The organism is Ruegeria sp. AP7 (assembly GCF_056539905.1).
In genome coordinates, this window is record NZ_JBQFVT010000001.1 from 518,392 (window position 1) to 531,573 (window position 13,182).

At 56.0% G+C, this 13,182-nt stretch carries 14 protein-coding genes; 7 read left to right on the top strand and 7 right to left on the bottom strand.

Annotated elements, in window-relative coordinates; genetic code table 11:
- Nucleotides 1-2: 2 nt before the first annotated feature.
- Nucleotides 3-1,118, bottom strand: coding sequence for a carboxylate-amine ligase (locus tag ACR0KN_RS02500; RefSeq protein WP_480651138.1), 1,116 nt, complete (start codon nt 1,116-1,118; stop codon nt 3-5).
- A gap of 134 nt (nt 1,119-1,252) precedes the next feature.
- On the opposite strand from ACR0KN_RS02500, the gene ACR0KN_RS02505 reads away from it, so the two are divergent.
- Both ACR0KN_RS02505 and ACR0KN_RS02510 read left to right on the top strand, forming a co-directional pair.
- Nucleotides 1,253-2,104 (top strand): class I SAM-dependent methyltransferase, encoded by an 852-nt coding sequence (locus ACR0KN_RS02505; RefSeq protein WP_480651140.1) that lies wholly within the window; start codon nt 1,253-1,255, stop codon nt 2,102-2,104.
- A gap of 71 nt (nt 2,105-2,175) precedes the next feature.
- Nucleotides 2,176-2,652, top strand: a complete 477-nt coding sequence (locus tag ACR0KN_RS02510) for a fasciclin domain-containing protein (protein ID WP_170469899.1) — start codon at nt 2,176-2,178, stop codon at nt 2,650-2,652.
- A gap of 78 nt (nt 2,653-2,730) precedes the next feature.
- Here ACR0KN_RS02510 and ACR0KN_RS02515 read toward each other — a convergent pair whose 3' ends face one another.
- Together ACR0KN_RS02515 and ACR0KN_RS02520 are read right to left on the bottom strand one after the other, a co-directional pair.
- Nucleotides 2,731-3,330, bottom strand: coding sequence for a L,D-transpeptidase (locus tag ACR0KN_RS02515; protein WP_480651142.1), 600 nt, complete (start codon nt 3,328-3,330; stop codon nt 2,731-2,733).
- Between the two features lie 188 nt (nt 3,331-3,518).
- Complete coding sequence (locus ACR0KN_RS02520) at nt 3,519-5,018, bottom strand: CoA-acylating methylmalonate-semialdehyde dehydrogenase (protein ID WP_039535334.1); 1,500 nt, start codon at nt 5,016-5,018, stop codon at nt 3,519-3,521.
- A 104-nt stretch (nt 5,019-5,122) separates the two neighbouring features.
- On the opposite strand from ACR0KN_RS02520, the gene ACR0KN_RS02525 reads away from it, so the two are divergent.
- The 3 genes from ACR0KN_RS02525 to coaD all read left to right on the top strand — a co-directional run bounded on the left by ACR0KN_RS02525 (nt 5,123) and on the right by coaD (nt 7,097).
- The gene (locus tag ACR0KN_RS02525) at nt 5,123-6,025 is read left to right on the top strand and encodes a LysR family transcriptional regulator (RefSeq protein WP_480651145.1); all 903 of its coding nucleotides are present in this window, start codon (nt 5,123-5,125) and stop codon (nt 6,023-6,025) included.
- A gap of 60 nt (nt 6,026-6,085) precedes the next feature.
- Nucleotides 6,086-6,523, top strand: a complete 438-nt coding sequence (locus ACR0KN_RS02530; protein WP_010439840.1) for a CBS domain-containing protein — start codon at nt 6,086-6,088, stop codon at nt 6,521-6,523.
- A gap of 82 nt (nt 6,524-6,605) precedes the next feature.
- Nucleotides 6,606-7,097, top strand: coding sequence for a pantetheine-phosphate adenylyltransferase (gene coaD / locus ACR0KN_RS02535; RefSeq protein ID WP_170539437.1), 492 nt, complete (start codon nt 6,606-6,608; stop codon nt 7,095-7,097).
- Here the strand turns inward: coaD and gap (ACR0KN_RS02540) are convergent.
- From gap (ACR0KN_RS02540) to gap (ACR0KN_RS02550), 3 genes are all read right to left on the bottom strand, one after another.
- Nucleotides 7,089-8,093: a type I glyceraldehyde-3-phosphate dehydrogenase gene (gap, locus tag ACR0KN_RS02540; RefSeq protein ID WP_170539440.1), complete on the bottom strand. Its 1,005-nt coding sequence runs from the start codon at nt 8,091-8,093 to the stop codon at nt 7,089-7,091. The genes coaD and gap (ACR0KN_RS02540) overlap by 9 nt on opposite strands.
- A gap of 81 nt (nt 8,094-8,174) precedes the next feature.
- Nucleotides 8,175-8,318 carry a hypothetical protein gene (locus ACR0KN_RS02545; RefSeq protein WP_008757368.1) on the bottom strand — a complete coding sequence of 48 codons (144 nt, stop codon included), beginning with the start codon at nt 8,316-8,318 and terminating at the stop codon, nt 8,175-8,177.
- 73 nt (nt 8,319-8,391) lie between these two features.
- Nucleotides 8,392-9,393 carry a type I glyceraldehyde-3-phosphate dehydrogenase gene (gene gap, locus ACR0KN_RS02550; protein ID WP_319547089.1) on the bottom strand — a complete coding sequence of 334 codons (1,002 nt, stop codon included), beginning with the start codon at nt 9,391-9,393 and terminating at the stop codon, nt 8,392-8,394.
- A 180-nt stretch (nt 9,394-9,573) separates the two neighbouring features.
- Here gap (ACR0KN_RS02550) and ACR0KN_RS02555 point away from each other — a divergent pair, with 180 nt between their 5' ends.
- Nucleotides 9,574-10,545 (top strand): DUF808 domain-containing protein, encoded by a 972-nt coding sequence (locus ACR0KN_RS02555; RefSeq protein ID WP_480651148.1) that lies wholly within the window; start codon nt 9,574-9,576, stop codon nt 10,543-10,545.
- Nucleotides 10,546-10,664: 119 nt separating this feature from the next.
- On the top strand, nt 10,665-10,940 hold the full coding sequence (locus ACR0KN_RS02560; RefSeq protein WP_480651150.1) for a hypothetical protein: 276 nt from the start codon (nt 10,665-10,667) through the stop codon (nt 10,938-10,940).
- An 88-nt stretch (nt 10,941-11,028) separates the two neighbouring features.
- Here ACR0KN_RS02560 and tkt read toward each other — a convergent pair whose 3' ends face one another.
- Complete coding sequence (gene tkt / locus ACR0KN_RS02565; RefSeq protein ID WP_480651152.1) at nt 11,029-13,053, bottom strand: transketolase; 2,025 nt, start codon at nt 13,051-13,053, stop codon at nt 11,029-11,031.
- Between the last annotated feature and the right edge of the window lie 129 nt (nt 13,054-13,182).

The window sequence follows — 13,182 nt, forward strand, 5'->3', positions numbered from 1 at the left end:
AACTACAAATCGGCGTGAAATTCTTCGATCAGATGGCTAACCACGGCTTTCCCTGGATCATCTCCGCGCGCGACAGCCTCGGCATGGACGCGACGTTGGCGGGTTGAAGAAGTGCCTGTCTCGGCAATGTGCCTTAGACGTGCAATCTCGGTCATCGTGCCGAGCGCTTCCGTATCTTCAGCCAGCATACCCATGAGTTCACCCATCAGTTCGGCCATGGGCTTGATCGAGCGATCCCCGAAATCAATCAGCCCTTCGCCAACGCCATAGCGTTGCGCACGCCAGCGATTTTCGCCGATCAGGAACTTGTCATATTGCCGCCAACGTAGATTGCGCGCTTTCAGACGGCATAACATCCGGGTCAAGGCTTGCGCCAAAGCCGCCAAAGACAATGTGTGTTCCAGCCGGGGCTGGACATCCATGATCCGGGTTTCGAGCGTTGGAAAGCGATGCGAAGGGCGCAGGTCCCACCAGATTTTTGAGGTATCTTCGATTACCCCGAGTTCGACCAAAACTCCGGTTGTACGTTCATATTCGCCCCAACTACTGAATACCGGAGGTAAACCGGTTCTGGGCAAGTTATCGAATACGGTCAACCGATAGGAGGATAGGCCCGTATCCTCGCCGTTCCAGTAAGGTGACGAAGTAGACAAAGCCAGGAGATGCGGCAGAAAGTAAGACAGCTGTGGCATCAGATCGGCGCGCAGGGCCTGGTTTTCGATCCCCACATGCACGTGCATCCCGCAGATCAGCATTCGGCGTGCAACGCCGCCAAGAGCGTGCTGCAATGCGTCATAGCGCTCTCTTCTTGTATGATGCTGATCTTTCCAGTTTGCGAATGGATGGCAGGAAACCGCGATTGGTGCCATATTGTATTCAGCCGCGCGCTTTGAGACACAGGACCGCAACCGCTTTAGGTCTTCTCGGGCGGATTTGATGGTGGCGTGCGGGCGGGTTCCGACCTCGATCTGGCATTGCAGAAATTCGGGGCTGACCTGACCTTCGAAATCACTTTGACAGGCTTCGATCAACGCGGTTGGGGCATGCGCAAGCTGCATGCTGTCGCGATCAACCAGCAGATACTCTTCCTCGATGCCTAACGTGAATTCCTGCTGCATGGCGGTCCTCGTCGTTCAATTCCAATCAGTGAATACGGAATTTTCTCTTTTGCCAAGGGTTTGGCTCAAGGGTTCTTGCAGAGGTGCCGCGAGCAAAGGTAAGGAAAGGCGCAACGTAGATTGGAGCCATCCTCGTGAAACCCAGAAAATTTCTACAGATCAACGCTGCTCTGGACGAGTTAGGAGTGAAGCTGATCGACAAGGTCACAGAACAGGATGAACGGGCGCGGCTTGAAGCCTTTGAGCGGGCAGGGGGGCTGACCCGCCCTGCATACGCTTTGTCACCGGGGATGGAAGAGTTCGAGATCACACAGTTGGTGGACGCGTACACGCGACACGCCGACGATCTTGCGGCGCTGAAAGATCCTGCGCGCAATCAGACAGGTTATGTAACCAACAATGGGTACTATGACAGCCCGGATGCGGATGCGCTTTATCTGATGATCCGCCGCTTTCAGCCAAAACGCGTGATCGAGGTCGGCTGCGGAAACTCGACCCGCGTGACGCGCCAAGCGATAATCGACGGAGGCTTGGATACGACCATCACCGCAATTGATCCGTATCCGCGTGCCGATATCGCTCATGTCGTCGATCAGTTCGAGCAAAAGCGACTGGAAGAGGTCGATCCCGCAATATTCGATCAGCTTGAAGCCGGAGACGTTCTTTTCATCGATTCAAGCCACGTGGTCCGGATGAGCAATGACGTGGCTCATTTATTCTGTCGGATCATTCCGGCGCTGAAACCGGGCGTTGTCATCCACGTCCACGATGTTTTTCTGCCTTACGAATATCCTAAGCGGTTCTTCTATGATTGTCCGGGTTGGGGCGAGCAATACATGCTGCACGCCTTGCTGCAATCTGGCTTCTATTCAATGCTTTGGCCCGGATATTATTTGCAACAGGAACGCCCCGACGCGGTGGAGGCATTACCGTTTCTGAAAGACGGTCGCGCGCAGAGCATATGGGTGCAGCTCAAAGAAAAATGATCAACATGTGATCCGGTTTGCGAAAAGGCCCGTAATCCTCTGCATAACAAGCTGGAGAGGAGTTAACAGCCATGTTCCGTCGCACATTCATGGGCGCTGCCGCCGCATTTGCACTTGCACTACCCGTCAAAGCACAGGCAGCAGATATCGTCGATACGGCAGTCGCCGCCGGGTCGTTCAACACTCTGGTCGCTGCCGTTCAGGCCGCTGGATTGGTTGATACGTTGAAAAGCGATGGGCCTTTCACTGTCTTTGCACCCACGGACGAGGCTTTTGCCGCTCTGCCCGAAGGCACGGTTGAAACTCTTCTTCTACCAGAAAACAAGGACCAACTGGTAGCGATCCTGACCTATCATGTTGTGCCAGCCAAAGTGATGTCTGGTGACATCGCTGGGAAACGAGCAAAGGTTCTGACCGTACAAGGCGATCGTCTAAGCGTGAACGCAAAGAATGGTGTGAAAGTTAACGGCGCCGAAGTTGTGCAGGCTGATATCGAAGCCAGTAACGGCGTCATTCACGTTGTAGATGAAGTGATTATCCCCGAATAAATCTACCACTTCCACAATCGTAAAAGCCCCGTTCCTGATGGACGGGGCTTTTTTGAGTTCCGAGTAGAAATCTGCCGTTTATACCAAACGTACCTGAGTACCGACCTTCACCAGCGGATACAGCTCTTCCACATGTTGGTTATAAAGACCGATACAGCCGGACGAGCTTTGACGACCGATCTTGCGGGTATCGTGGGTGCCATGAACCAAATAGGCAGGCCAGCCAAGATACATAGCGCGGGTCCCCAACGGGTTCCCGGGTTCGCCACCCTCCATGCGAACCGGCAACGACGGATCGCGTTCGCGCATTGATGCAGTTGGAGTCCAGCTTGGGTTTTCCGACTTGCGCGTGACTTTGGTATATCCGCGCTTGGTGAGCTCTTCGCTCATCGGGACAGAGCTGGGATAGAGTTTATAGGTCCCATCGGGTCCCCAGTAATGCACAGCCCGGCTGGTGATATCGGCCAGCAACGCACCGACGCCCAGTTCGTCAAAGTGATCCTGCCAATTCTGCTGCGAGAATGACGATACATTGCGACGAACGGGTAATTGTGTGCTGATCGCTTCTTCATCCTGCGGGAATGCATCGATGCTTTGGGCGCGTAGGATGGCTGGTGCCGCAATCAAAGATGCAGCGCCCAATAGGGCATGACGACGGGTCAAACGATTTTGGGACAAGGTTGCCTCCGGAAAGATACGAACTGCTCGATTAGTTGAATCGCCGATAAAATATTGGTGATTGCCTGATTTTTCCAGAGGTTGGTCTCTGAATTTCTTGTGAAGTGTCTGAACCAGCGGGAATAGGCCCAAAACGAAAGAAACCCGGCCTGCGTTAGGCCGGGCTTCCTGATAAATGATCTAACCGATCAGTCCATGGCTTTGAAGTTGAACTCGCCGCCTTCCTTGATACCCGACGGCCAGCGCGATGTGACGGTCTTGGTGCGCGAGTAGAACTTGAAGCTGTCCGGGCCGTGCTGGTTCAGGTCTCCGAACATGGACTTCTTCCAGCCACCGAAGGTGTGATAGGCCAGCGGAACCGGGATCGGGACGTTGATGCCAACCATGCCGATATTGATCCGGCTGGCAAAATCACGCGCGGTATCGCCGTCACGAGTGAAGATCGCGGTGCCGTTGCCGTATTCATGATCCATCGCCAGTTTCAGCGCCTCTTCGTAGGAACCTGCGCGTACGGTCGACAGGACCGGGCCAAAGATCTCTTGCTTATAGATGTCCATGTCGGGCGTGACGTTGTCGAACAGGTGCGGGCCGACAAAGAAACCGTCCTCATAACCCTGCAGGCTGAAGTCACGGTTGTCGACAACCAGCTTCGCGCCTTGCTCAACACCCGAGTTGATCAGACCAAGAATTCGCTCTTTCGCGGCAGCAGTAACAACCGGACCCATGTCAACATCGTCGCCGGCTGTGTAGGGGCCGACTTTCAGCTTTTCGACACGCGGGATCAGTTTTTCGATCAGCGCGTCTGCGGTTTCTTCGCCAACCGGTACAGCGACCGAGATTGCCATGCAGCGTTCGCCAGCTGCGCCGAAGCCAGCACCGACCAGCGCGTCAGCGGCCTGATCCAGATCGGCGTCAGGCATAACGATCATGTGGTTCTTGGCGCCACCGAAGCACTGCGCGCGTTTGCCGTTGGCGGTTGCACGAGCATAGATGTACTGCGCGATCGGGGTCGAACCCACGAACGACACGCCCTGAATGATTTCACTGTCGAGCAGGGTGTCAACGGCCTCTTTGTCGCCGTTTACAACCTGGAACACGCCTTTGGGCAGACCAGCTTCGACAAACAGTTCAGCCAGCATCAATGGAACAGATGGGTCACGCTCGGACGGTTTCAGAACAACTGCGTTGCCGCAGGCCAGAGCAGGGCCGACATGCCACAGCGGCATCATGGCCGGGAAGTTGAACGGCATGATCGAGGCGACCACACCCAGCGGCTGACGCATCGAATACATATCGATGCCCGGGCCCGCGCTGTCGGTGAATTCACCTTTCAGCATCTGGGGCGCGCCGATGCAATATTCGATCACTTCCAGACCACGCTGCAAGTCACCCTTCGCATCGGGAATGGTCTTGCCATGTTCACGGCTGAGCGCCTCGGCCAGTTTGTCCATGTCGCGGTTCATCAAGCCAACCATCGCCATCATGACGCGTGCGCGTTTCTGCGGGTTGGTTGCGCCCCAAGCGACCTGAGCCGCTGCGGCGTCTTCGATCGCTGCGGTGGTCTCGGCAACACTTGCCATCGGGCATTGGTACTGCACTTCGCCCGTTGCCGGGTTGAACACATCGTCAAAGCGGCCAGATGTCCCGGCGACATGTTCGCCGTTGATGAAATGGGTCAGGTTCTGCATGGCAAATTCCTCCGGATTAGGTTGCGCGCAGAATAGACTTGCGAAAATCACCTGAACAGAGGCAATATTTCAAATCAGTTTTGCAAAAATGCAAAGGGCGAGGCATGACACCGAATTGGGATGATTTGCGGGTTTTCCTAGCAGTTGCTCGCGACGAAAGCCTTTCGGGAGCGGGACGGGTTCTTAAGATAGACCCGGCGACTGTCGGTCGCAGAATCGCGCGATTGGAAGCGGCTTTGGACGCTGTGTTGTTCACGAAATCACAGCAGGGCTATGTGTTGACGACTGCGGGACAGCGTCTCATGGAGCATGGTCTACAGGCAGAAGAGGCTATGCGCGCGGCGACAGGTGTCATGTCGGGTTCCGCCAAGTCGCTGAGTGGTCAGATCAGAATTGGTGCGCCGGATGGAAGTGCCAATTACCTTTTGCCGCAGGTCTGCGCCAAGATCAGCGATGCGAATCCTGACCTCGATATTCAGATTTTGGCGTTGCCGCGCATTATCAACCTATCCCGGCGAGAGGCCGATATGGCGGTCTCTGTCAGCGCGCCCACTGCCGGGCAATTGCTGGTTCAAAAGATATCCGATTATCGGCTGCACATGGTCGCCACGAAAGATTACCTGAATCGCCACGCTGAAATTAGATCCATTGAGGATCTGAAAGGGCACAGGATGATCGGCTATATCCCGGACATGATCTTCGATCGGGAACTTGACTACCTCAACGATATTGGTGTTGAGCGTGTCGCGCTTGCATCAAACTCGGTCTCAGTTCAGTTGCGGCAGGTGTCGCTGGGCACCGGGGTTTGTGTTGCGCATGATTTTACATTGCCGTTCCACCGGGGATTGCAAAAAATACTGACGGATCAGGTAAGTCTGACCCGGGGGTTCTATCTGGTCCGCCATCAGGGTGACCAGCGCAATGAGCGGTTGAATCGGTTTGCCGAAGCACTAACACGTGGCCTACGGGACGAAGTAGCGCGGCTGGAAGCCGAAGCTTCACCTTGACACCTTCAGACATTCCGGCAACGCTTAGAAAACAGTACGTTATTCCGGAGGTTTTTGCAGATGCTCGTTCAGGCCATTCTCAAGTCCAAAGCTGGCAGCGGCGTAGTGACGGTCGAACCATCGGCGTCGGTCTCGCAGGCCGCCGCAATTCTGGCGGAGAATCGGATCGGTACTGTGATCGTTTCCGAAGATGGCGGGCAGACGGCTTCGGGCATCCTGTCCGAACGTGATATCGTGCGCGAGCTGGCGGCCAGTGGTAGCGGGTGTCTGGACAAGCCGGTCAGTACCTACATGACCAAGAAGCTTGTAACAGCCAGCCAGCAGGACTCGGTCGAGTCGATCCTGTCGCAAATGACTGAAGGCCGATTTCGCCATATGCCTGTTCTGGAAGAGGGCAAACTGGTCGGGATCGTAACGCTGGGCGATGCGGTCAAGGCGCAACTGGCTGAACTTGCTATGGAAAAAGACGCGCTTGAAGGCATGATCATGGGCCACTGAGCGCGGGGGCTGTTTCAGCCTCTTGCACCTGCGGCAAAGTTATGTTTGCTTGCGCAGAAATTTTGTTGCGCTGGAGAGCCCTATGCGGGTTGGATTATATCCCGGTACCTTTGACCCAATCACATTGGGCCATATCGACATCATTCGCCGTGCCGCTGCATTGGTGGATAAGCTTGTGATTGGCGTCGCTATCAACCGCGACAAGGGCCCTCTGTTTTCTTTGGAAGAACGAGTCGCGATGATCGAAGCCGAGTGTGCGCATCTCACCGAACAGACCGGAACCGAAATCGTAGCGCACCCATTTGAAAACCTGCTGATCGATTGTGCACGAGATGCCGGGGCGCAAATCATTGTGCGCGGTCTGCGCGCGGTCGCGGATTTCGAGTATGAATTCCAGATGGTTGGCATGAACCGCGCGCTGGACGACTCGATTGAAACGGTCTTCCTAATGGCCGAGGCTCGGCATCAGGCGATTGCCTCGAAACTGGTCAAAGAAATCGCCAGATTAAACGGGGACGTGTCGAAATTCGTCACGCCCCGCGTCAATGAAGCTCTTCGTGAGCGTTTAGGCTAGGGCACCCATCGCGGCGGCCGTGTCCAGCATTCGGTTCGAGAAGCCCCACTCATTGTCGTACCAAGCGAGGACGCGCACCAGCGTGCCGTCGGTTACTTTGGTTTCAGCCAGCGAAACGGTCGAGCTGTGTGGGTCGTGGTTGAAATCGATCGATACCAGCGGGCGATTCTCGGCTGCCAAAACGCCGGGGACTTTCGCGGCGGCTTCTACGAAGAGGGCATTGACCTCCTCTTCGGTTGTTGGGCGTGATACTTCGGCGACCAGGTCAACAACTGAGACATTGGGCGTAGGCACGCGAATGGCTTGCCCGGTCAACTTTCCGGCCAGTTGTGGCAAAACCAGACCCACTGCAGACGCCGCGCCGGTTGTCGTGGGAATCATCGACAGTGCTGCTGCGCGCGACAGGTAGGGGTCTTTCCCAGCTGTGTCATGAACCGGTTGGCTCGCCGTGTAGGCATGAACGGTTGTCATATTGCCGTGCTTGATGCCAAGCCCTGCGTCCAGTGCTGCGGCCACGGGCGACAGGCAGTTGGTGGTGCACGAGGCGTTCGAGACAACGATATCGTCAGCGGTCAGCTCATGATCGTTTACGCCAAAGACGACGGTCTTCACACCGCCATCGCCGCGGGCAGGGGCGGAGATCAGTATTTTCTTTGATCCGTTTTTCAGATGCCGCTCGGCTGCTTCGCGGGTACGAAAGACGCCGGTACATTCCAGAACCACATCCACATCAGACCAGTCCAGTGCTTCGGGGTCTCGCTCGCTGGTCAACCGGATCGGTCCGGCACCAACATCCAGACCGGCGTCAGTCAGTGTGACAGGTCTGGGATAGCGGCCATGCACACTGTCGAACTCGAACAAATGTGCGTTCATTTCGGGTTTTGCCAGATCGTTGATTGCGATGATTTCAACATCAGTACGTCCGGACTCCATGACGGCTCGCAGAACGCCACGCCCGATCCGTCCAAATCCGTTGATTGCCAGCTTGAGTGTCATAATGCGCTCCGTCAGAATTCGGTCGATTGATGGTTAGCGCTAACAAAGCTAGATTGGCGCGAAAGTCAAGCAAAACCTCTGTCATCGCCAGAAGGCGAGCCAATCCAGGAAATCGTAGAGTTTCTTACCAAGGAACAGCAGGTGTTCGGTGCCGAACAGTGCAACGTCCAGCATCAGCCCACCCAGGATCAGGACTCCAAGCCAGATGGCGATTTGATTTGTCATTGCTGCGCCCTGAACGAAAATGCCCGCTCAGATAACCTGAGCGGGCATCAAGGTACAAGCGATGTGCGAAGGGTCAGTTAAGGCGGCCCATCGCAACGGCGACATCCGCCATACGCACCGAGAAGCCCCATTCGTTGTCATACCATGCCAGTACACGCACCATACGGTTGTCAACGACGCGGGTCTGGTCTGGAGCGAAGATCGAGCTTTCCTCGGTGTGGTTGAAATCGGTCGAGACCAGAGGCGCAGGCTCATAGCCCAGGACCCGCTGCATCGGGCCTTTGGCAGCTTCTTCAACGATTGCGTTAACTTCTTCTACGGTCACGTCGCGCGATGCGCGGAATGACAGGTCGACGGCCGAGACATTTGGGGTAGGTACACGGATCGCGGAACCGTCCAAGCGGCCCTTGAGGTTAGGCAGGACTTCACCTAGCGCTGCAGCAGCACCGGTTGTGGTCGGGATCATCGACATGGCTGCGGCCCGCGCGCGATACAGGTCGCTGTGACGACGGTCCAGAGTGGGCTGGTCGCCGGTATAAGCGTGGATCGTGGTCATGATGCCATGCTCGATACCGATGCCTTCATCCAGAACTTTGGCAAGCGGGGCAAGGCAGTTGGTCGTGCAGGAGCCGTTGGACACCATATTGTCGTTTGCAGTCAGGGTGTTGTGGTTTACGCCAAACACAATTGTCTTATTGACATTCTTACCTGGCGCCGAAAGCAGCACCTTACCAGCGCCGCGATCTAGGTGCGTCTTTGCCTTTAGCCCGTCATTGAACTTGCCAGTACATTCCAGGACGACATCGCAGCCTTCCCAGTCAAGCTCGTTCATGTCATAGGTCGAGAACATTTCCATCGGGCCACGGCCAAGATCCATGGTGTTGCCTTCGACAGACACTTCGCGCGGGAAACGGCCGTGAATGCTGTCATATTTCAGCAGATGTGCCGATGTTTCCAGCGGGCCAGTGGCGTTGACCTTGATCACTTCGATGTCGTTACGCGCCGATGCGGCGATGTGCGACAGTGTACAGCGGCCGATGCGGCCAAAACCATTGATACCGACCTTGATGGTCATCCGACGTCTCCAAACTGCGCTTGTGTTGCTGGCCATATAGCCGTGAAAACCGAATCTCAAAAGGGCAAAAATGGCATATTTTTAAGGTGTTAGCGCAAACCTGCGCCGGTTGCGCTAACGCTTGCGCTAAGGGTTGGATCAGGTAGTGTCGGCAACAGCGGACAAACAAGAGGATGTGCGATGAGTGGTCTGTTGGCCCTGTTGGATGATGTGGCGGGCATTGCAAAGGTTGCAGCGTCATCAGTGGACGATGTCGTAGCGGCGGCTGGCAAGGCCGGGGCCAAGACTGCCGGTGTAATAATCGACGACGCGGCGGTAACTCCTAAATACGTGCAGGGGTTCGCGCCGGCACGAGAATTACCCATCATCTGGCGCATCGCTCGCGGATCGGTTTTCAACAAGATTGTCTTGCTGTTGCCCGTGGCACTGCTGTTGGCGAACTTTGCGCCATGGCTGATTACGCCTTTGCTGATGATAGGTGGCTCGTATCTTTGCTTTGAGGGTGCCGAGAAGATTTTTCATGTCTTGTTCCCGCATGGCAGTCACGTCATCGAAGAAGACATGAAAAACCGCGACCCAGGGCATTTGGAAGAGCAGAAGGTCAAGGGGGCAATCAAGACCGATTTCATTCTGTCCGCCGAGATCATGACCATTGCATTGGCGGCTATCGAAGCGCCCAACATCTGGATGCAGGCTGCGACGCTTGCGGTGGTTGGGTTGGGTGTGACTCTGGCAGTTTACGGTTCGGTTGCGCTGATCGTGAAGATGGATGATGTCGGGTTATATCTGGCTAAGAACGCAGCGACGCCCGTAGGCCGAGGTCTTGGTCGGGGCTTGGTCAAAGCCATGCCCGGCGTGATGAAGACACTTTCAATCGTTGGAACTGCCGCGATGCTCTGGGTCGGAGGATCGATTATCATCCACGGGATGGAGGTTCTGGGCTTTGGCTGGCTGGGCCATCATATTCATGACTGGGCTTTTGCGGTAGGACATGCAGTGCCAGCCCAATGGGAAAAAGCCGCCGAATGGATCGCAAAAGCGACAATGGATGGGGTGTTCGGTTTGGCTTGGGGATTTGTGTTGATACCGTTGGCGACGAAGGTCATTGCGCCGATGATCGGGAAGTTTTCAGGTAAGCCTGAAGCTCACTGAATCGAAGGCATGAAGTGATGGAGCTAAGTCATCTACCAGCTTTTCGACCGGTTCAATACCGCACCCGGTTTAAGTTGAGGGGGCTCGCTGCCAAACGTAAAGCAGCGGCATTGGCTGCAATGAACCTTGGTGCGGAACAAATGCCGTTTGAACCGAACGCACCGTATCTGGTTCTGCATATTCGGATCGACACGGCGGACAAAGCTGCCGAACGTGCCAAGTGGGCAGGCGGGCGAATGTTCAACCTGCTTACGGGGTCAATCTGCGCACTTCATTCCGCTTTATGGAACGCATGTGCGGCAAGTTTTGTCTTGGGCAGGGCAAAACGTACCCGGAGGGATCGTGCCAGCGGAACGGTACGAACTGCGATTGGACTTTGCGAAATTGGCATATGAGGCGTTAAGGGCGAAATTGGGCCAGCCAAAATAAGAAAGGGCGGCCTAGAAAGCCGCCCTTTGTATCTACAACTGTTGAGCCGAGTGCTTACAGCCCCAGCAGTTCTTTTACTTTCGCGACGGTCGCTTCTGCGGTAATGCCAAAGTGTTTGTAAAGCTCACCTGCCGGGGCCGATGCACCAAAGCTCGACATGCCGATAAACCCAGCTTTGGCTTCGCGGCCACGTTCACCCAGCAACCAGCGGTCCCATCCGCCAGCGCGTACGGCGGCCTCGATACCAACGCGGACGGCACCGGCAGGTAGGACGCGTTTGCGATAGGATTCATCCTGTTCGGCAAACAACTCCATGCAGGGCATTGATACGACGCGGGTGCCGATGCCCTCGGCCTCCAGCATCGCTTTGGCTTCCATGGCCAGCGAGACCTCGGATCCGGTAGCGATCAGGATTGCCTGACGTTTGGCTTCTGCGTCAGCGAGCACATATGCGCCTTGTGAGGTCAGGTTTTTACCTTTGTGCTCGGTCCGCACTGTTGGCACGCCCTGACGGGTCAGCGACAGGACCGAGGGGCTGTCTTTGAAGGTAAGTGCCAGTTCCCAAGCTTCGGCAGTCTCAACAGTGTCAGCGGGGCGGAAGACATAGGTGTTTGGCGTTGCGCGCGAAATCGCCAGATGTTCCACCGGCTGGTGGGTCGGGCCGTCTTCGCCCAGACCAATCGAGTCATGTGTCATCACAAAGACCGTAGGCACCTTCATCAAGGCAGCCAGACGCATGGAAGGGCGGGCATAGTCAGTGAAAGCCATGAAGGTGCCGCCATAGGGGCGGATGCCCCCGTGCAGAGCCATACCGTTCATCGCGGCGGCCATGCCGTGTTCACGGATACCATAGTGGATGTAGCGGCCTTTGCGGTTTTCCGGCAGGAAAACGCCCATATCCGCCGATTTGGTATTGTTTGAACCAGTCAGGTCAGCCGAACCACCAATGGTTTCTGGCATGATCGGGTTCACCACGTTCAGAACCTTTTCGGACGACGCTCGGGTGGCCAGCTTTGGCTGCTCTTCCGACATCTGTTTCTTGAATGACCGGATGGCACCAGCCAGTTTCTTCGGCGCTTCAAACGCATAGGCACGGTTGAATTCCGCCTGCTTACGCTCGGAGATTTGCGCGAAACGCCCTTCCCATGCAGCGCGCTCGGCAGCACCACGTGTACCGATAGCTTCCCATGCGGCTTTGACCTCTGTGGGGATGACAAACGCATCATGCGGCCAGCCATAGCCGTCTTTGGCCGCCTTCAACTGATCCTGATCGGTCAGTGCGCCGTGGCCTTTCGAAGTATCCTGCGCCGCGTGGCCAAGTGCGATGTGGCTCTCGCAGGCGATCATTGTCGGCTTGTTCGACTTTTTCGCCCGCACGATGGCGTCGTCGATGGCCTTGGGGTCATGACCGTCAATCTCAAGCACATGCCAGCCCGAAGCCGCAAAACGGCGCACCTGATCGGTGCGGTCGGCGATATCAACGGTGCCGTCGATGGTGATGTTGTTGTTGTCCCAGAAGACGATCAGCTTGCTCAGTTCGTGTCGGCCAGCCAGGGTGATCGCCTCTTGGCTAACGCCTTCCATCAGGCAGCCGTCGCCCGCAATCACATAAGTGTAGTGATCAACGATCTTCTTGCCGTAATGCGCGCGCTGGATTTCCTCGGCCATGGCAAAGCCCACAGCGTTCGAGATGCCCTGACCCAGAGGGCCAGTGGTGGTTTCGACACCGTCTATCAGGAAGTTCTCGGGGTGGCCGGCTGTTTTGGCACCCAACTGGCGGAAGTTTTTGATTTCTTCCAGCGTAACGTCGCCATGACCAGTCAGGTAAAGCAGCGAATAGACCAGCATCGAACCGTGGCCCGCCGACAGGATGAACCGGTCACGATCCGGCCAATTCGGGGCAGAGGCGTCAAATTTTAGGTGCTTTTCGAACAATACAGTCGCAACATCGGCCATGCCCATGGGCATACCGGAATGGCCGGAATTGGCGGCGGCGACGGCATCGAGGGTCAGGGTGCGGATGGCCGCAGCCTTGTCCCAGTGTTCGGGGTTGGCATTGCGCAGCGCAGTCAGGTCCACGGGCGTTATTCCTTTGGGTTACGGGCAGATTTAGCGCTGAATACCATCCGTCTGACAAAGTGCAAGTAGAACCGGGTTCTGCGCCGAACTGGCGCTTCAAGAGCCGTGTGCAAGTGATTGAAACCAAAC

Excerpts from the sequence above, each read along its gene's own strand:
- ACR0KN_RS02500 (WP_480651138.1), bottom strand. The coding sequence starts at position 1,118 with ATGCAGCAGGAATTCACGTTAGGCATCGAGGAAGAGTATCTGCTGGTT.
- ACR0KN_RS02510 (WP_170469899.1), top strand. The coding sequence starts at position 2,176 with ATGTTCCGTCGCACATTCATGGGCGCTGCCGCCGCATTTGCACTTGCA.
- ACR0KN_RS02520 (WP_039535334.1), bottom strand. The coding sequence starts at position 5,018 with ATGCAGAACCTGACCCATTTCATCAACGGCGAACATGTCGCCGGGACA.
- ACR0KN_RS02525 (WP_480651145.1), top strand. The coding sequence starts at position 5,123 with ATGACACCGAATTGGGATGATTTGCGGGTTTTCCTAGCAGTTGCTCGC.
- ACR0KN_RS02530 (WP_010439840.1), top strand. The coding sequence starts at position 6,086 with ATGCTCGTTCAGGCCATTCTCAAGTCCAAAGCTGGCAGCGGCGTAGTG.
- coaD (WP_170539437.1), top strand. The coding sequence starts at position 6,606 with ATGCGGGTTGGATTATATCCCGGTACCTTTGACCCAATCACATTGGGC.
- gap (WP_170539440.1), bottom strand. The coding sequence starts at position 8,093 with ATGACACTCAAGCTGGCAATCAACGGATTTGGACGGATCGGGCGTGGC.
- ACR0KN_RS02545 (WP_008757368.1), bottom strand. The coding sequence starts at position 8,318 with ATGACAAATCAAATCGCCATCTGGCTTGGAGTCCTGATCCTGGGTGGG.
- gap (WP_319547089.1), bottom strand. The coding sequence starts at position 9,393 with ATGACCATCAAGGTCGGTATCAATGGTTTTGGCCGCATCGGCCGCTGT.
- ACR0KN_RS02555 (WP_480651148.1), top strand. The coding sequence starts at position 9,574 with ATGAGTGGTCTGTTGGCCCTGTTGGATGATGTGGCGGGCATTGCAAAG.
- ACR0KN_RS02560 (WP_480651150.1), top strand. The coding sequence starts at position 10,665 with ATGAACCTTGGTGCGGAACAAATGCCGTTTGAACCGAACGCACCGTAT.